We start from the raw sequence: 18845 nt of genomic DNA, 5'->3' as shown, positions 1-18845 counted from the left end.
CCCCCTATTTTAAGGAGGCTTTGGGACTGGGCATGTTAGTCGTTAACTGTCACCATTGTTACGGCAAACGATATACGGCAAATGGTTCCCCGTATCGATACGTGTCACTCAATCGGTCCAGCTCTGCCAAGGTCGCTTCATCCAGTGTCAACGCTGCACTTTGCAAATTATCCGAAAGCTGCCCTGCATTGGTCGCCCCCACGATCACCGAAGAGACAGCCGGCTTGTGCATGAGCCAAGCCAAAGACAGCACACTGGAGGATACACCGAGCTCCGCCGCGACCTGACTGATTTTGCGTCCAAACTCCAGCTTGTCCTCACTTAACAACCGGACGAAGCGCGGCTCCTTGTCCGCCCGCGAACCAGCGGGGGCCTGTTCTGCCGAGGTATATTTGCCTGTCAAAATTCCGCCAGCAAGCGGGAAGTACGGAATGATCCCCACCCCCTGGTCAAGACAAAGCGGTACGAGTTCACGCTCCGGTGTCCGATCTGCCAACGAGTAGCTGACCTGCGTTGATACGTATCGATTCAGCCCTTCCCGCTGACTGATGCCAATTGCCTTCATCAATTCCCATGCTGCATAGTTGGAGGCCCCGATGTAACGCACTTTCCCTGATCGAACCATGTCATCTAGTGCGCGGAGTGTTTCTTCCAAAGGTGTCTCTGGATCAAACGTATGAATTTGATATAAGTCCACATAATCGGTGCGCAAACGCTTCAAGCTGTTCTCCAGTTCCAGCATTAGGTGATAGCGTGATGAACCTCTCTGATTCGGTCCTTCGCCTTTTACCAAACCAGCCTTCGTCGCCAAAACGACCTCGTGCCGCTTCCCTTCTAACGCAAGCCCGATGACTCGCTCCGATTCTGTTTGTGTGTAAATATTTGCCGTATCAATAAAGGTAATCCCGTTTTCGATTGCGGTATGAATGATGCTTACAGACGTTTGCTCATCCGCACGCCCTCCGAATGAGTTCGTACCTAATCCCAATGCCGATACCTTCAATCCACTGTCACCGAGTCGGTAGTATTTCATATTGTGATCGACCTCTTTTCATAATAGGAGTGCTCTTTCATTATCTCCTATTTGGGTGGGGATTGAAAAATAAGATTAGGAAAGTTTATTTTTCGAAATATTCTGTATTTTTTTCATAGTTCTTGATACACACATTTGGGATACATTTAAAAAATCTGCTGTTTGCGTCTGATTGTAGCCTGCCATCCTTAGTTGCAGGACTTGCCACTCTTTTGATGAGATTTGATTTTGCAGTTGCGCAAGCAAAGCGGTAACAAATAGCTTGTCCAGCACGTACTCTTCCACGTCTCTTCCTTCGTCCTTCAAGACGTCCATAGCGGTGGCAGCTTCATGGCTCGAAGCGGATGACTTCAAGTATGGCTCTTGTAAATACTTGACAGGTCTCCCGACATCCAGCGCTTTTTTGATCTGCTCCACATTTTCACCCAACAGTACGGACAATTCCTCTATGGTAGGGAGATATCCCAGGTCTGCTTCTATTTTACTGATGTGCTGGAGAATCGTTGTTGCCGTTCTAGTCGGCCGTACAATATTTCCGCTATCTCGCAAAAAGCAGTTGATCTCCCTCACAATCGTTATGACTGCAAAGGACGAAAACTTCACGCCTCTTGCGATATCAAAGGCTTTGATTGCCTTGATAATTCCCATTCTCCCCAATTGCAAGATATCCGCTTTTTCCAAGCAATATTGCTTCACTAATGTCTCAGGCTTTCCGATATATTTGTGCACAGAATGCCAAATGAGCTCTTCATTTGCGAGTATAACGTCACCAAGAAACTCACTGTCTTCCTTGCAGCGGCGAATATTCTCCATGTTATACAAGGAGTATTGTTCTTTTTTCTTGCCCAATCTCTGTTTTACGAACACAGCATGCTCACTCATAATACCTCCTCCCAGCCTACCTGCTATGATTCTCTTAATAAGCCGTTCATTTTTTTGTAATGGGTCATGACTTTTGTATAGTAGCCGTCGTGATAACGATTTCGGTCGACATTTCCCTGGCCTTGGTTATAGGCGATGATACTTAAACGAAGATTTCCATATTTCTTTTGCAAGAGATCTAAATATTTGATACCTGTTTGTAGATTGATCACGGGATCAAACAGGTCATCAGGGTGAACTCCCAGCGAGCTTCCAGTGCGTGGCATGACTTGTAATAATCCTCTTGCTCCCTTGCTGGAGATCGCGTCGTACTGAAAACGGCTTTCCTGCCAGATCATCGCCATGATCAAAACCGGATCTATTTCGTATTGATTGGATAATCCCAAAATCGTTTCTGTATAAAGCTCGACTGTTGCTTTATCAAGTCTCGGTGCAACCTGTGTGATTATGGTTGAAAGCTCCTTTTTTCTATGCAACTGCCTATTTGTGTCCATGGCCAGTTTCATCACAGGATGAACTTCCGACAGTCCTTTTTCTACGGCTGGCAGTACAGCATTGACGGGAATGAACACTGCGGCAACAATGCCGAATAACTTTGTTAGCACGTAACTCGCTTTTTCAGATGTACCTGATGGACTGCTTGGAGAATGTTTTTCTGCATTCTCTCCACTCCGATTCCGTATCCAGCGTATAAACCGATCGGCGCGAAGCATGGGCCAGGGAAAGATAGGCTTCCTGCACCTTTAGCAGCGTGGCATGATTCGCATCTACTTCGGTTCGCAGAAAAAAGGTTGCATCAGGTCGCTTTGTCAAATCACTCATCGTGGCGTACCAGGAAAGGGGAGTATCCTTTATATAGAAGTAGTAATAATTGGACAGTTCGTAATGATCAATGATGATAAAATCAACGTTTTCCTTCGAAATCCTCGCCATTTCTCGCTGATAGTCCAAAAAATCCGCTTCAAAAAGCTTTCCTACTGCTTTCTCATCCAGCTCAATTTCGCAGCGAAGCCACATGCCAATGACTGCTCCGATTGGGGTATCTAAACGCGGAAACGATACTCTTTTCACCTTATATCCGAGGCATCTCAAATTTTCTTCCAGTAACGCCGCTTGGGCTTCCTTCGCGTTGGCGTCAATTCCTTCGAAAGCGACAATCGTGGGTTGTCTCATGGCACTACATCGTCTCCTCATTTGTCGTGATTTCCTCTGCTGCTTCACGAAGCTTTTTCTCTGCTTCAAGCTCAGCAGCCTGAGTAGCCAGATGATCCGCTAGCATTTGCTCGAATTCTTCCTTTGTAATCTCATAAATCTCGGAATGGAGTCGATTCACCGTGTATCCCATACCGTCTGTCAGCAAAAAGTTAGTGTAGGTCAACGGCTCCTCACGAAACTCCTGCTTTTCGTAATCGAAGGCAATGACTGCTTTTTCAATGCCCGCTACGCAACCGCCGAACCAAATATTTACCTCGTCCTCTCCACCTTCGACTGTAGGCGTTGTATGCATATTGGTCGGAACGTGTACGTATTTTCCAATGACCTGATGGGAGAGCTCCTCGGTCAATTCCTCATTCATCTTTTTCAACAAAACTGCCATGCTGGATCATTCCTTTTCATCGATTATTTGTGTATGTTCACAGCTCACCGTACTGCTTTAAAATCGCCTTGATGATTTGACACACTCTTTCCTTGCTGATATTGAATCTTTGGCCAATTTCCTCATGGTAATAGCCTTCGCTTCTCATCTGGAGAATCAGCTTGTCTCGCGTGGACAGCTTCATATACTCCATGATGTCGATCATCATCTCAACTTCCTCATATCGAAACTCCTCAATCGGAGCAGCAATACGGCTGATCATCGTTTCCTCTTCATTCTCATCTCCATCCGAAACAAGAACTGCATTACTGTTTGTCAGGTTTTTTTGCGTGCCGGCTTTTCGCAAGCAGTCGCGAATTTTATTCGTAATCACGTGATCGACAAAGGTAGTCACTCTGGCTTTTTCCTGGTCGTAATCCTTCATCGTGCGATACACCTTTAAGAGAACCTCCTGAACGACATCATCGTGGGTCATTCCAGCAAACGTCATTCCGGTCAGTTTGGCTTCACAGTTTTCCTTTGCCTTCTGTAAAAAATCATCGACTTTCCCTGCAAAAAATAACTCGTCCATCTGGTGAAGTTGATCTGTCATGTACTTCCCTCCTCATGCTCCTATTCACAGTTGCTCTATCACACTAGGTAATGGGAGGAAGGTTTTAGCAACCCGTTTTTAAAACTTTTTTCGGACAAGTTTGCAAGGTACCAGCCGTGAATACTTTTCCATTCAAAATCTTCCATGAAGCACACTGGCGCTTGATGTACCATTGGCAATCGCGGCAAATGTCATGAACCACACAACGACAAGTCATGGGCACGACATCCTGTTCCTTTGCTGACAACACGATGTCATTGACTGTCATTTTCTTTTGGCAGGCTTTTTCATAATCACATCCCTGGCAGGCCATACTACCCACCGATCCTGACGATCCCAATTCCTTTTAAGGACTCAGGATTCATTTGAACATGCTCGCGAAAGAACTCTTCCAAAACGGCTATAGGTGTGTCTTGGGTCGACATATATTTCATGACCTGCACCTGCTCTCCATCTGCCGAAAAACTAATCTGATAGTACATGGTTTCTCCCCTCCTTTTGCCTGTTGTCGAATCTATACGAAGCGATTAGCGATGTATTAAGCGGATTTTGAAATAAAAAAACCAGCCGTTTATTCCAGCTGGTCCTCTACGTATAATTCCTCTATCATTTCCTCTGTGATATTCATCTTCCCAAATTCCTGACAAACTTTTTGAAGTCCAAGCAGCAAGGAATCATTTTCTGAGAAAACCTCATTCAGATCCATTCCCAACATGCCAAGTGCGTCACTGAGCTCCTCCCAGCCTTCGCGATCGATATCCTCTCCTAGTAGAAACTCAGCTAATGCAGCAATAATTACGACATACAATACGGCTTTTTTGGAATCTCTCATTCTTATCCCTCGATTCTTATTTGTTTGAAATAGAATAGACAGTTTCGAATGAGTTATCTCCCTATAAAAAGAAAAAGCCCGCTGTGGACGGGCTTACTTTACATCTGAGATGATTTTTTGTATCAAACTTTCATCTATCAAATGGCTGGCTACTGTCAATGCCTTTGCCATCCGTTCCTTATCTCCATCAAAAACCTCGTGAATAATGTGACGCACACTTTCTTCATTTATCATGAAGTTTTTGGCCATCGCCATAATCCCGACAACGGCTTCATGATCTTCCAGTGCCTTCGCAGAAAGTTTTTCCTTCGTTTGTTGAATGACGATTTGTATCCTATCACTTCTCAATGTTATGACCTCCTGGCTATTTACGACCGAATATGTATTCCAAGGGAGACATCTTCCCCATCTGTCTAACCTATGAACGTAGAAGGAGCACATTTTGTTCCAAAAAATTCCCATCAAAAGGGGGTGAATCATTCATGGTTGTCGACCTCTATCATCATCTCTATGAATTACTTTCTACGGATAGCCAGTTGCTCGCATTACTCGGAATTGCTTCCGAAGACAAGGACTCCCTGTCCAAGCAGATTATCAAGCGAAGAAAACTCGCTCCGCTATCTGATGTTGCGAAGCCTCTCCTTTCCTTCTACGCAACCTCTGGAAAGCGCGACACCGATAATCCCCTCCTTCTCACCAGCTTTTTCCGATTAGATGTGATCACGGCTGGCGATATCGAGCTGGCGCATCAAATCGCGAACCATCTTTTCCATCTCTTAGACGGCAAAAGCTTATCGATGAATGGAATAGAAGGTTTGGACACCTATGTTGTCTCCCAGCAGGAATCCGATACGGATCATTCCTCTGCGTACTGTTTCACACTGATCACGAAGTTTACTTTGCAAGTTTGTTAGACATTTCAAAACCCCGTCTATCCTATGACAAGCTGATCGCGGTTCCCTTTTCACACGATACAGCAACAGCAACCAAATCCCCTATTTAGAAGGAGTGACTTTCATTGTCTAAAAAAATGATTATCAAAGGTGTCGGTCAATTTCTTGCCAAACGCGCTTCCAAGGATGGAAATGGCGTCGAAGTCATTACACTTGGTAATATGCAGGACCTGAAAATTGACATGAATGTTGAAATGGAGGATATCTTTGGCGGCGATGGGCTATTCGCCATTGACACTCTCGTCAAATCCAAAAGCATTGAGATTACCGCAACGGATGCCAAATTTGATCTGGCGGCTCTCGAACTGATGATGGGCTCCAAGCTGCAAGAGCAAAAGAGCGACTATGTGTATGTACTGGGTGAGCAAAAAGCAGTTACTGCTGGCAGCCTGGATCGTACAACTTCCGCTGGTAGTGACGCTGGTGTTTGTGAAGTCGAGTTTGGCGGCAAGCTCTTCAACGGTGGCGGATTTGCTGTTCGTCTGAAAAATAGCAATCGCCTGTTGAAGCAAGTAAACTTGAGCACGTCTGCTGCTCCAAAAGCTGACGAATTCATGGTGGATACATTCCAGGATGGCAGTGAAAATAAAACGCGTCTTATCTTCTCCCCAGCCCTGCTCAATGAAGATGTGGTATTCAACTATCAGCGAACCGAAACCGTAGACGTCGTCGACATTTTGATGGATGAAGTGCCATTCCCGGTTCATGTCGTCCATCACGGCTCCTTCCTGCAAAAGGATGGAACCTATGCAGGCATTGAGACAGAGCTGTTCTCCTGCATGGCAAAAGGCAGCTTCTCGATCGATGCGGCCCGCTCCACAGCCAGTACTTCCGCTATTTCCTTGTCCGTTATTGATCCAGAGCGAGCAGATGGCAAGCTAGGCAGTGTGAAACGCTTCGTATCGACCAAAAAAGTGTAACTCTTTCGAGGGTAATCAGGCTGAGTGGAGAGCTCCGGGCTCTTCGCTCTTGCCTTCCTTTTTTTAAAGGGAATAACTTACAACGAATCATAGCGAACGACAACGCATTTTAGCAAGTAGATATATTTAACAAATACAATCTACTATTGTTCAAGGAGGGATTCTTCCGTGCTAAACCACCAAGAAGATCTGGAAAAAAAACACGCAGAGATGATGAACCAGGAAGCTGTAGAGCGGATCAAAAAACAGCAGGAGGCTGATCTGGTAGAGGCTATTTTCTTTGAAGATGATAGTGAAATCATGCTGCGTGACGGCAAAACCTACCGGATTCCGCCTGTGACCTTAAAAGACGCCCGCCTCCTGATGAAAAAGCTAGGAACCATTCATATCGACGCGATTATCCTTAATTTTCTCCCGTATGAAAACAAGGAAGAAGACTTATTCGATATCCTGCTTCTGGGCTTTCGCAACTACCCTACGGTTACTCGTGAGTACTTGGATGAACATTGTGATTTGGAGACGGCCAAAAAGCTTATTAACATTCTCATTGGTCTAAACGGCTTAAAAAAGTAGAGAGTGGCGAGGGTGACAGTTCCACCATTCGCGATACGGAATCTGGTGAGCCACTTGATTGGGGCGACCTATTTTTTCATCTCCATAAGGACTGTGGTTTGAAGAAATGGGATATTTGGGAGTACACCCTTCCCCAAGTAGCAGAATTAATGAAGAGAGTGAACAAATACATTCAATTTGAGGTAGAAACACGCATGGGTTTTCCTTTCTTGCGAAGAAAGGGTACGAATTCTACTTCCAGTTCTCCCCATGCATCTAGTTCGCAAGACTATCAGGAAATTTCCGAAGACGATATTGCCGTACTTGGCAAAGTGTTAGGTGGTCTATAACCCGTTTCTGTCTATTCTAAGACCAGAACGGGATTTTTCTTTTGAGGAAGGTGATATTCATGGAAACCCAACGATTGACCGATGCCCTCCGCTCCATAACGAGTGCTGCACGGAGTTCTGTAGGGCCGTCGGCATCCGCATTTCGAGCGGAGCAAGCAACCCCCTTTTTTCAAGCAATCAATCAGCAACTGTATGAATTACGCCAGATGATACGCGACATTGAGTCGAAGCCGCTCAGCTTTTCCCGTAAGTACGAGTCTCAGCCAGTTTTCCATGCTGCTTCTGCTTCCCGGCTGTCCGTAAGCACAGGAGCCATTTCCCCGTTCCGCTTTGCTACTGTTCCTGATGCTCCCGTTAAAAGAACGGAAAAAGCATACGGCACGAGAAGCACCCTCCATCCACAAGCATGGGAAGAGGCTGCCGTAGATGTGTTGCAAAACATGATGAGCAGCGGCCTTCACACGCTTATCACCTCTATGGATATCGAAAATTGGGAGTCAGCGAAATCTTTGAACCGCCTGTTAAAAAAGGCAGAGCGCAATTTTTTATTCAAAGATACAAATATGATGGATTTGGCGCATGCACGCGTTTCAGGACGAACGACGGATCAAAAACAAGTGGAAGAAGTAGCACTTGCTTTGCGCGAATACTTGCGATCAGGAGTCAAACAAGACCTGCGGGATATTGCACTAACACATGCCGTCAGCCTTGAAGAAGTAACCAGAGCCTACTATACGTCCTCTCGCCAATCAAATGATCCGCATGCAACGGTAGCCGATATTCGGGAGAAAGCAGCTCTGTTACCAGATGACCCTCTTGCTCCCCAAACCCGGATGCAAACCATCTGGCAGGCAACCTCCCTTGAAGCATTCGATATGTTTAAAAATCAGCCCGGTAGCTTTCCCACTCTTTTGGTCCACCTCCTTCAGCGCATGAGAGAAAGCCAGAGCCAATTATCGCTCGCTGTACGACTGTTGAAAAATGCTGCGGATGCGGATCAATACGGCGGAAAAGCCGCCTACGTCAAAGCCCGGCGCAATCTTCATGAAGGAAGTGAGCAGCGAAGACAAGAACGCGTTACCGCACTGTTTGGTCAATCCTCTTCTCCCTTTACACAAGAAGCAATGGAAATCCAGTCTTGGCAATTGCAAAATCTGTCTTCTTATCAGGCAGCCCGCACTCGATTGATTCGCAACAGGTTGGAACAGAAAAAGGTACAAGATTTGTATCCGTACAATGACAGATTGTTAAAAGCACTGATTGCAGAAGAGAAAAAGCTGCTGAAACAGTTGCATCTGCTCTGGCTGAAGATGCGCGATGTAGAACGTCAGGCACATTTGCTCACAAGTCGAATCCTTTTGGTCCAGCGCGCACTTGGTGGTTTGCAGAACACGATTACCACCTTGATTCCTGCCGTCTCTTCGCTGGATGAGAGACTGCGTGCCCTCTCTGATACGTCCGTTGCTACTGATGAGCAAATCAAGAAAATGACCAGTGACTTAAAACAGCAGGAAAAACAGCTCCAGAAAACACGAGAAGCCTTGAAGGATTTGACAGAAGCACTGTCGACGGCTGTACCCAAACCTCCGACTGCCGCAGCAGGTCCTCAGGCTGCTTCCTCAGCTCCAGCCGCAAGCAGTTCATCCTCTACTGCTAGCAGACTCGCTCCTGTTGCTGCTCTCGCTTTTGAGGAGTTCTCGGGGGATTTCAAGACGAAGATACGAGAAAAGTTCTTGAAAGGAAAAAAGAATGCCGACAAGAAAGAATCAGACGAAACGGCGGAAGGTACGGATGAGTCGGGCTCCACACGGGAAATCCAAACGCGAGAGAGAGCAAACCGAGATTCAACGCCTCCCGATAATACACCCGAGAGAGTACCACTATGGCGAAAAGGATTAAAAAACGCCGGAAAATTGTTAAAAGGTGCAGGTCTCGTAGGCGTTGGGATCACGGCGCTAAATTTTGTGGATAGTCTTAACAAAGATTGGTTGCAACCTATGTTTATGTCCGATTCCCAGAGACAAAGCAGAGTGTTGGAAAATCAAAAAGGCCTCGTGGATGACTTCGTGAGTATTGACAAAATGCCTCCTGGTTTAAAACATGCTTTTTTTGCAACGACATTTCTTACAGGTCTTGGAGATGGTTTGATCAACTTACTGGGTGGCACTACTCCTTCATTTAGCGATTACTATAACGCTTTCGAAGCTGCTTACAAATATGATGGCAAAGACCTCAAAAATGAGTTAGGTAATACCCTCCAGCTGGACGAGAAGGAAGCTCAACTCGAATTCGATAAATACAGCGCTGCGTACAAAAACAAAGAAGAAAAAAACAAGAACTCATTGCTTATCGATATCGATGACAGCGGCTCCAAGCTCGACAATACCCCAATTACTTCATGGGAAGAGGTCAAAACACTCGACCTTGGCAAAGAAGTGGTTGGTCATCATCTGGAAAGCCTCTCTCTAGAGGAAGGCAAATTAAGATCCGAATTAGAGAGAACGCAGGCTACTCTAAGAAATCAAGGTAAATCCGAAGATTCTCCAGAAATGCTGAAAGCTTATGATGATTACTACAGTGGTATTAATACGAAACGGAATGAACACTTAGCCTTTTTCGAAGAGGTATTCGCTAAAATTCCTAAGGGTTCAGATGCCTCTGACGTAGTAGACTCAGTAATCGCTGATATAAAGGCTTCTATCGCCCAAAATAACCTCGATAAAAACAACCATACCTCCGGCACAAAAATTAATTCCGTGAAGGACAAGCTGAGCTCTGAGCTGGAAAGTAAAGAACTTCAATACTCGATCGACAGAAACAAAGCAATCTTGGCAGGTCACAGCGCAAATTCTGAAGTAGTAAAGAAGCTTGATGAAGAATATTTACGCAGTATCAATGAGACTTTCGATGCGACGAGTTCTGAATTGGATCGCCTTTTGTCTGGGAACCAAATGAATGAGACATTCAAGAAAGACATCGAGAACTTAAAAAAAGGCCTCGAAAAAGCCAAATACGACAATCTCGTATCTCTGCACATGTCCAAGCGGCCCACCAAAGGAACCTTCAACATGCCCGACGGCTTGCAGCCGCTGACCTACTGGGGCATGCAAACCGCAAATGCAACACATAGCACCTACGACCTTACCTATGGCGGCGACAGCAATGTGAACATTACCATCGCCAATATGAGCGGGACGGAAGCTGACCTTCAACGCCTCGGCTCAACCGTCAGCGAAGCCGTTCGCAATACACAAGCAAGCCTTTCTACCGAATTAAGCCAACAAGTCCGCTCTGGCATCGCCTCGAGCTACACAAGATTGTAAGGAGGTACAATGATGACCCAACAATACGCCTTTGGCACCGCCAATCAGCGCTACAAAAAAAAGCTGTTCGTCGATACAGGGTTCGAGTTCATAGAAGTAAACGCCCGACTTATCGAGCCGTATTCTCCGCCAAGTCCCCAGCCTTCCTTGCGCGAAATCAAAATCATCAACGCTCCCTCTCACATCCACCACTCCGGTTTTAGCAGCTACCAGTGTTCATTGACCTTGCTTTTTCCAGACAAGGAATCGTATAACGATTACTTGAGCTACGCAGGCTGGACCCACAAGTTTTACGATGAAAAGGGAAGTATTTTCCTTGGAAGCGCGGAATCCATCACCCCCCATGTACTTGAGGCGGGACGCCGCTACAGCGCCACCGTCGATCTGATCCTCATCAAAAAAGACTCCATCGAACGCGAATCACGTTTTCAATTTCAAGATATTGAAGGACATTGGGCGCAAAAAAACATCGAGGAAATGGCCGATCTCGGGCTAATCACGGTCATTACCCGAGATGGGAAGCCCGTCATTTATTTCCGCCCCAATGATTTCGTGACGCGTGCCGAGTTTATTGCTTTTTTGAATCGGACAAGGCGGCTGGTAGAGCGGATGATTCGGGAATAGCTGAGGCTGTTCCGGGTTTCTGTCTACTCTATATAGGAGGTGATGAAAATGATCAGCTGGGCTGATGTGAATGAAAAAGACTGGTTTTTTAATGAAGTAATGGAGGCCAGCAATTACTTGATGGCTGACGGAGAACCGTTCATTCAAGGAATTGCTTATGGCTCCTTTGAAAGCAATGCTCCTTACCTGTATGAGGAGCAAAAGGGCTCCACCGGACAAAAAGTTTTTACGCTCGCAGCCAAATTGACACCGGGTGCAGATAACCCCCTCTTTGTCTATATTGACGGCACGCAAACCCTTTTCAAAGAAATTCGGCCAAATCAAACTGACCCGAACAAAACGGACGTCGAGCTGTATTACGCACCATCTGCCAACTCGGTTGTCGCCTTTTCCAGCTTCGGCAAGCCTGCCTTGGACCGTTTTGGCAAACCGATCCCCCCCAACTCCTCTTCCTTTGCTTACCCGAACAAACGCCTCGATAACGGAGACACGTATTTCTACAATCCGTTCAGTCGTCAATTCAACGAGTATTTGTACGCATATGGTCGCTCCTTGAAGCGAATGGATGTGCCAGAAGAGGAATGGAAATCGACGCCTGCCCAAGAACTCGCCAAAAAATATATCGGACTCAAGCAAGATGTCTACATGGTCAGTCCCGCTCCGGGTGCAACGATTTATCTTCCTTACAATTTAAACGGCGTACAGGTGCGCTTCATCTACAACAGCTACGAAAACGGCGCTCTGTTTATGCGAGGCGGATATTTTTCGGTGAAAAGTCCTGGCGTATGGAGAAACGACCGCTTCTTTCCCAATGCCTACATCAATCGGGCAGAGGCTTTTCTGCTCATTGACCGGCTTCGGCGTTCTTTTTACCAACGCTTTACGGATTCACAGCCTCCCACACAGCGGTTGGATGAATCCTATACGGCATACGAGGGGCAACGTGTTTTTCGCCTGAACGGTACTTATCCTGCAGGTAAGAAGCAACTTGCCATCAAAGTGGATGGAAAAGTGGTGAGCAGTTCCGATTATCAAGAATTTGATGATCATACGGTACTGTTCAACATGCCGCTTGAGGCAGGTAAAAACGTTCATTTCTTTTACGTCAAAGAGACGAGTACCCGCTTTGAAGATGTCGGGCGCGAAAAGTATATGTACAACAGCAACACCGGGGAAAAAATTGCGCTAAACGGTGGGATGACTGGCAGCAAGCCTTCTTGGTGGGCACCATCCGTCCTTTCTATGGAAGACGAGCGGTTTGGCAACGGAGATTACTTGATCGAAGGCATTGCGATCAACAATTTCGTCGATGGAGCGGCTGTCGTCAACCATATGTACGAGGTATCGTCATCGAACGCGGAAGACAAAGAAAAATGGTTTATGCCTTACTCGCTACTTACCCGGGCACAGGCCGTCTCTTTTTTGAATCGCTTTCGAAAATGGTCCCTGGAACGGTTTAAATAGGAGGTGCTTTCATGCAAACGATGTCCAATGAGCTGCGTAGAATTCTCTCCGAGAGACTCAAACTCGGAGAATTATCGAAGCCCTCGTGCCGCGTCGAGGTAGATCGACTCGTCTTCGTGCCAGGCCGTACCGAAGAACTCGATTTCATTATGAGTGATCCGCGGGAAGAGAAAACATTGACCCGCACCATCATTCAAGATGGTTCAGGAGACGGGGGAACTGCTCTCTCCAAGATCCCCTTTGTCTTTCCTGTTGAGGGCAAAAGCATCCGAGATATTACAGCCTATATGGGCGACAACCGCAACCACAAAGGGATTGATATCGCTTGTCCAGTCGGTACACCTATCAAAGCTGCCTGGGCTGGCAAAGTAACAAAAGTGACTGTGTCTGAAAAATATACGAGCTTTGGCTTTCGCGTAGAAATTCAGCATGCGGATGGCATATGGACCCGTTACGCCCATATGAGCGAAATCCACGTCAAAACAGGGGATTATGTCACGCAAGGCACTATTATCGGGAAAAGCGGCAATACAGGAGACGTCCGCTCTGCCGGCGTTACGGACATGGGCACCTATGACGATCCCAATTCCCCCCGCTCCAAAGGAAGAGGAGCTCATCTGCACTTTGAGGTCTGGAATGGAAAAGCCGTTATCGATCCGTTTCCTTATATGAATGGTTCGAAGTATCTGTTTGCTGCCTCTTCCAATAACGGTGCAGGAGTCACAACCGATGCCACCTATGTTGGAACGCCAGGAGCAACTCTTTTTGAGGAACGGTTTACCAATAATACGTGGCACTCAAAATCTGTCTACAAAGTAGACGAGCTAACCAAAAAGCTATCCATGATCGAGAGAAGCTCGACGGAGCATAGCAATCTCACCTTTACCTTTGATCCCAAAGGGTACAAGACCGTCTTCCCCTCCCCAACCGTAACGACTGGCATGAATCTCAAGCTGACCTCTGTTCACCCCGGCATTTTTAGCATGGGGTTCTCCACCAACTTCGGTGAAGGTGCCGGCGAGCTGCGCGTTTTTTTCAATGGAAAAATGCAAATCAAGGTCAACAAATTCTCCGGGACAGAAAACGTAGAGATTCGTGATATCCCCTTTCCCAATGGCGAAATGGAAATTCGTATCGAGCTGTTTTGGAATGGAAAACAAGTCAATCGTTTTTCCCTCCAGTACATTCAGATCAAGGAATTGCAAGGGCGCCCCGACCTGTACGGGAACAAAGACAAAGTCGATCCGACGGTGCAGCAGGAGTTTTTTGAGGAACGGGAAATTACGAGCACCTTCATGCCTGGACAGCCGCGAAAAGTATCGCTCCAGGTCGGAAAGTTCGTCTATATTGACACCCTAACTCTGGACAATATTACCCACATCGAAATGGACGACCAGTTTGAAATGGATTCCTGTGAGGCACGAATCACGATTTCAAACCCGAACGGCTACTACAGCCCGGACTATAATCCGTTTTACTTTCCCGAAACCTACAAGGAAACCCCCTGGTCTTATTTTGTGAATGGATTCCATGTCGGTGTCCTCTCCGAAAATACTCCTGTTCGGATCTACATGGGCTATGGCCTGAATTTAATGCGCGTGTTTACTGGGCTGATCGACAAGCTCGATTTAAATGGCGAGGAATCGACCATGACCATTTACTGCCGCGATATGTACAAGAAGATTTTGAACAAGGTAATTACTGAGGACAAGCAATATCCCCCAGACATCGGACATTCTGCCGCACATGATACCAATGTTTTTTCCTCGATGTCTCGTCGGGACAAAATTATCTCGATGGCCAAAAAGCAGGCCAAGCAGCAGGGTCCAGAGCTCGATTATAAATTTCTGTTAGCCATTGCGGAGCACGAAACCAAAATGGGGACGCTGGGGAAAGGTCTGCCTCCAGGAGACTTCATTCTCGGGTATGGATGCTATACCGGTGAAAAATGCGATCCGCAATACCAAGGGATCGAGCGACAGCTCTACCGCGGAGCCGTTCGCTATCGGGAGGCCATGGCAAGCAAAGGCTGGCGCTTCCAATCAGTCGACGACGTCAAATATTTTTGGCAAGGAGGAGACAAGGGGGCTTACCAATGGGCGAGTGATACGAATTGGTATAACAGCGTGTGGCAAATCTATCAAAAGTTCCGTTCCAGCACGGAGTTTGATTCGATCCCTGAATGGGAGGGTACCGCACCTGTCCCAACTGAACCAACTGCCAAAGCCGCCTACCTCAAATCCGCCATTGTACAAGACTTGATTGCCCATGCAGGAATGTACGGCTGGCGTAGCAATCCGCAAGACATTTACTACCCCTATGCCATTGTACAAGAGACAAGCTATACCCACGTGACGCAGGCAACAGGCAAGGTTTTCAAGGCTGTGCCCGATAAAGAGGGCGAATTTGTGGAAGTCGATGCCGAATCCATTTTGACCCCAAAGGGTTGGAAAAATCCTTTTATTGAGCCACCCGGACGCAAATTCGAATCGTATCAATACAAAGTCGGAGAAGCCATCGCGGAAATCATGAAAGATACAGAATTCCGTTCCTATTGTGACCGTTATGGCACGTATCGCTTGGAAGAGATTGATATGAATCGGCCGATTGTGGCTACTTTTACGGAGCACGATAATTTGATCACGATTCATAAGACGATCGATTTTTCCCGTGGCAGGAGCCATCTTGTCATTTTGGACGAAGAAAATAAGGCTGGTCATTTCGTAGATACCGAGATTTTGATGGAGTTAAAAGGCGAGGTCCGCACAGGCGTGAGGCACGTTCCCTCTGCCAAGACAGACGAATTGAAGCGACAGGCCGCGCGACGAACATTTTTTGATATAAAACGCTTGTGCCGTACGCTGCAAATTTCCATCCCTGGCAACCCTGCCTTGGATGTCCTCGATCGTATTTACATTATCGACTCTAATACAACCACCCGAGAAGCGTATACCATCAAAGGAATCCGATCGATGTTCGATGCGCAGAACGGCTATATGCAAATCCTCGATTTATTTTGGAGCAACAACGAGGGGGCGATTGTGTAATGGCTGGGATTGCGAATGATTATTTGATTTATCCGATCCTCGATCTGATCCGTGATGAAGTCCACCGTACCACGACAGTCACAGCAGACCCGTTCGTCGAGGAACCCTCTGTACGTCTAATCCGAGAGCATCCCCTCGATCCGGAAAAGGTCACGGGTGCAAAGCTATTCTATGAGTCTGGCTACATGCTGGATATTTCCCTCACGTTTGGCTCTACAGACACGACCACCTTCCCGCTTGAAGTCGATCAGCTCCATCCAGACTGGGAGTACTATTCTCTTTGGCGCTTGACCTCGGTTACCGCTGCGGGCTTCGCACCTGACGGAAAAACGGTAGGATCTTATCTGATCCGTCTACTCTATGATACGAGGGGCCTCTTAACTGGCACCGATGTCCTTCGTATAGAGAAAGAGAGGTGAGTACAAGTGGGCTTCTCCGTTGTTTATTCGGGCGGGGGCGTGATCGACAAAGTACGTGAGCTCCCCTACCCGCACTTTTCCAAATTTACCGAGCCCTTCATTCGTGGACGCATGATTGATGTGACTGCGTCCAAGCAAGTCTTTTCCGATACCTATGCCCTTCCCTACCCGACAGAATTTTTATCCGTGGCGTTTGCTACCAATAATTACTGCGTCGGCGATTACTGGGAGCTGAGTTTGGACGGCGTGAAGGTCTGTGAAACGATTTATACCAAAGAGCTCCCGGAGTCCGTCTCGATGGGAAACAGCTTTGGGATCGTCTATCCGTTGAAGCCAAATGCGCAAGTCCGCTTTGACTTCCACAACATTTCAGGTACGGAAAAGAAAGTTTGGTACAATGTGAAATTTTTACGCAAGAAACTGTAAAGGAGGCGTATGGATGCCTAGTAAACAAGTAGCTTGGATCGAGGGCGAGGTCACAGCCGATTTGCTCATCAACAAGCTGGCTGATGAAATCGTCAATGCCAAAATCCCGGATACTAAGAACCGCTGGGAAAAGGTGTTTGAGGTTAATGAAGATAAGTGGGTTACGTATCAGAAGACGACTGTTGCGAATACGCAAGGGACGTACAAGCATACGGATGGGAAGACTTATCCGGTTTATGTTTTGCCGGATTTGAGGGAGTTACGAGGTAATGGAGGGACTGTTCTCGTTGATGCAGATGGCTATATCTTCGAAACGATCAATACAGAAAATATTAAATCAAACAAAAAAATCCAAGTGAAAGAGTTTGTCTATAAAAATGTTGAAGGAAACGACATCACCCTTCCTGTTCCTGGTCTACTGGTGGTGAATGTCGATGATACCGACCCTGCCAACACTGTCAAGAAGAAATGCTATGTGGTACAACAGGGCAAGTATGAGTTGGATGGGGTAACATTTACCCCTGGAAAAGAGTGGGATGAGTATAAACTCATTACACAAATGCCCTCTGATTGGAACGATCTTCTTTCAAAAGGTCAATGGTCGGTATTTTACTACTCTTGGGAATGGACTTATGTTCGTCCTACCCTCTACAAATTCGGAATGGTCAAATACATTGCCAACCCCGTCCATCACTACGACCACACTGTCGTCCTAAAATCCGTTCCTGACGTACCTTCAGGCCAAACGCCTAACGACTACTTCGTCATGTTGAAGCATCCCATCCAGCAGTACAACTACCTGGATGTGTCCTACGGCAAAGGCTTCACAGGCAAAAATCCCGTTGGAAACTCTGCCGATACGTACCAGCTTGCCTGCGATACTAGCACAGTTATTCCCGGCAAAGTCCCGCTCGTCCTCGATCAAAAACAAGCTGAACTTCAATACAACAAATGGAACAATCCTGATGATACCGACAAATACATCCCACCTCACGAAGCATGGGCACTCGATTACGACGACAAGGTCGAAATTAAAAGCCCTTCCTCCCACTTTTTCTACGGCGCCGACTCTGTCGTCTCTTGGGTACCAAACAAGAAGCGTCGCCCAGACTATTGGGTGGAATACAACCTCTCTGTAAGTAATGATCGTGTAGCAATCGTAATTGAAGGCGACCCTTCGCCTGATATGGATGCTTACTACAGCAGCTTTGCTTATATCGGAAAAACGATTCCTTTTGCTGACTATGATCACAAAGGCAATTTTGGCATCACAGTCGGCATGGGTGATTTAACCAAGGAAAAATCAGGATTCCTTCCAGCCGACATCAAGCAGGACACCAATCCTAACTATTCGGGCTGGGGACGCTATACCTCCAACGGCATGTACTCCTTCTCCATGCTGCAAACCCGTAGCTCCGTTTACTTCCAAGCGTACTACCCTGCCTTTATTACCCAGCTCCCCAAATACGATGGAGTGGGCACAATCCCTCCTGAGCTGTCCAAAATGGTACTCGAAGCAAACGGCTTCCAAAGCTCGAAATGGACGAAGAAATATCATGCATCGCCGATCTATCTGGTACACCAGTTCGAAGGCTATCGTGGCTACCTCGACAGTGTCGTAGCAATTGAGGACCATAATCTGATCAACAAGGACGAGCTCGTCGTAGATACAGAGGAACCAAAAGATCCGAAGGACCCTGCTGCCGGAACTTGGACAGAGGTATACAAGTTCTTCCGAATCAATACCCCTGTAAACTTCTTCAAGTACTCCCCCAACCCTACCGATTGCACCATCGCCATTTTAAAAGAAGTATATTAAAGGAGGATTTTC

At 46.7% G+C, this 18845-nt stretch carries 20 protein-coding genes; 11 read left to right on the top strand and 9 right to left on the bottom strand.

Annotated features, from left to right (window positions below; all coding sequences use genetic code 11):
- Nucleotides 1-58: 58 nt before the first annotated feature.
- The 9 genes from FO446_RS03735 to FO446_RS03695 all read right to left on the bottom strand — a co-directional run bounded on the left by FO446_RS03735 (nt 59) and on the right by FO446_RS03695 (nt 5284).
- Nucleotides 59-1033 (bottom strand): aldo/keto reductase, encoded by a 975-nt coding sequence (locus FO446_RS03735; RefSeq protein ID WP_237899925.1) that lies wholly within the window; start codon nt 1031-1033, stop codon nt 59-61.
- A gap of 75 nt (nt 1034-1108) precedes the next feature.
- Complete coding sequence (locus FO446_RS03730) at nt 1109-1915, bottom strand: sigma-70 family RNA polymerase sigma factor (protein WP_173610638.1); 807 nt, start codon at nt 1913-1915, stop codon at nt 1109-1111.
- A gap of 23 nt (nt 1916-1938) precedes the next feature.
- Nucleotides 1939-2520, bottom strand: coding sequence for a lytic transglycosylase domain-containing protein (locus tag FO446_RS03725; protein WP_237899924.1), 582 nt, complete (start codon nt 2518-2520; stop codon nt 1939-1941).
- 13 nt (nt 2521-2533) lie between these two features.
- Complete coding sequence (locus tag FO446_RS03720; RefSeq protein ID WP_237899923.1) at nt 2534-3088, bottom strand: nucleoside/nucleotide kinase family protein; 555 nt, start codon at nt 3086-3088, stop codon at nt 2534-2536.
- A gap of 4 nt (nt 3089-3092) precedes the next feature.
- On the bottom strand, nt 3093-3512 hold the full coding sequence (locus FO446_RS03715; RefSeq protein WP_173610641.1) for a hypothetical protein: 420 nt from the start codon (nt 3510-3512) through the stop codon (nt 3093-3095).
- Nucleotides 3513-3549: 37 nt separating this feature from the next.
- A complete protein-coding gene (locus FO446_RS03710; protein ID WP_047072266.1) occupies nt 3550-4104 on the bottom strand; it encodes an RNA polymerase sigma factor in 555 nt (184 codons plus the stop codon).
- Nucleotides 4105-4418: 314 nt separating this feature from the next.
- Nucleotides 4419-4586, bottom strand: a complete 168-nt coding sequence (locus tag FO446_RS03705) for a hypothetical protein (RefSeq protein WP_173610642.1) — start codon at nt 4584-4586, stop codon at nt 4419-4421.
- An 89-nt stretch (nt 4587-4675) separates the two neighbouring features.
- Nucleotides 4676-4936 carry a hypothetical protein gene (locus tag FO446_RS03700; protein WP_221866807.1) on the bottom strand — a complete coding sequence of 87 codons (261 nt, stop codon included), beginning with the start codon at nt 4934-4936 and terminating at the stop codon, nt 4676-4678.
- 93 nt (nt 4937-5029) lie between these two features.
- Nucleotides 5030-5284: a hypothetical protein gene (locus tag FO446_RS03695; protein ID WP_173610644.1), complete on the bottom strand. Its 255-nt coding sequence runs from the start codon at nt 5282-5284 to the stop codon at nt 5030-5032.
- Between the two features lie 134 nt (nt 5285-5418).
- Here FO446_RS03695 and FO446_RS03690 point away from each other — a divergent pair, with 134 nt between their 5' ends.
- The 11 genes from FO446_RS03690 to FO446_RS03640 all read left to right on the top strand — a co-directional run bounded on the left by FO446_RS03690 (nt 5419) and on the right by FO446_RS03640 (nt 18833).
- The gene (locus FO446_RS03690) at nt 5419-5850 is read left to right on the top strand and encodes a hypothetical protein (protein ID WP_173610645.1); all 432 of its coding nucleotides are present in this window, start codon (nt 5419-5421) and stop codon (nt 5848-5850) included.
- A 104-nt stretch (nt 5851-5954) separates the two neighbouring features.
- Nucleotides 5955-6809, top strand: coding sequence for a hypothetical protein (locus FO446_RS03685; protein WP_221866804.1), 855 nt, complete (start codon nt 5955-5957; stop codon nt 6807-6809).
- 168 nt (nt 6810-6977) lie between these two features.
- Entirely contained in the window at nt 6978-7382 is a 405-nt protein-coding gene (locus FO446_RS03680) for a hypothetical protein (RefSeq protein ID WP_221866803.1), read from the top strand.
- Nucleotides 7383-7480: 98 nt separating this feature from the next.
- Nucleotides 7481-7711 carry a hypothetical protein gene (locus FO446_RS03675; protein ID WP_229087933.1) on the top strand — a complete coding sequence of 77 codons (231 nt, stop codon included), beginning with the start codon at nt 7481-7483 and terminating at the stop codon, nt 7709-7711.
- Between the two features lie 59 nt (nt 7712-7770).
- Nucleotides 7771-11034 carry a hypothetical protein gene (locus tag FO446_RS03670; RefSeq protein ID WP_237899922.1) on the top strand — a complete coding sequence of 1088 codons (3264 nt, stop codon included), beginning with the start codon at nt 7771-7773 and terminating at the stop codon, nt 11032-11034.
- A 9-nt stretch (nt 11035-11043) separates the two neighbouring features.
- A complete protein-coding gene (locus FO446_RS03665) occupies nt 11044-11658 on the top strand; it encodes an S-layer homology domain-containing protein (protein ID WP_237899921.1) in 615 nt (204 codons plus the stop codon).
- A gap of 48 nt (nt 11659-11706) precedes the next feature.
- On the top strand, nt 11707-13122 hold the full coding sequence (locus FO446_RS03660) for a hypothetical protein (RefSeq protein ID WP_173610649.1): 1416 nt from the start codon (nt 11707-11709) through the stop codon (nt 13120-13122).
- Between the two features lie 11 nt (nt 13123-13133).
- Entirely contained in the window at nt 13134-16169 is a 3036-nt protein-coding gene (locus FO446_RS03655) for a M23 family metallopeptidase (RefSeq protein WP_237899920.1), read from the top strand.
- On the top strand, nt 16169-16588 hold the full coding sequence (locus tag FO446_RS03650) for a hypothetical protein (RefSeq protein ID WP_173610651.1): 420 nt from the start codon (nt 16169-16171) through the stop codon (nt 16586-16588). The genes FO446_RS03655 and FO446_RS03650 overlap by 1 nt, the downstream gene beginning before the upstream one ends.
- A gap of 6 nt (nt 16589-16594) precedes the next feature.
- Nucleotides 16595-17014 carry a hypothetical protein gene (locus FO446_RS03645; RefSeq protein ID WP_047072281.1) on the top strand — a complete coding sequence of 140 codons (420 nt, stop codon included), beginning with the start codon at nt 16595-16597 and terminating at the stop codon, nt 17012-17014.
- A 13-nt stretch (nt 17015-17027) separates the two neighbouring features.
- The gene (locus FO446_RS03640) at nt 17028-18833 is read left to right on the top strand and encodes a hypothetical protein (RefSeq protein WP_237899919.1); all 1806 of its coding nucleotides are present in this window, start codon (nt 17028-17030) and stop codon (nt 18831-18833) included.
- The last annotated feature ends 12 nt before the right edge of the window (nt 18834-18845 follow it).

This window comes from Brevibacillus brevis (assembly GCF_022026395.1).
In the GTDB taxonomy this organism is placed as follows: domain Bacteria; phylum Bacillota; class Bacilli; order Brevibacillales; family Brevibacillaceae; genus Brevibacillus.
This window is presented reverse-complemented; position numbering and strand designations above follow the sequence as displayed.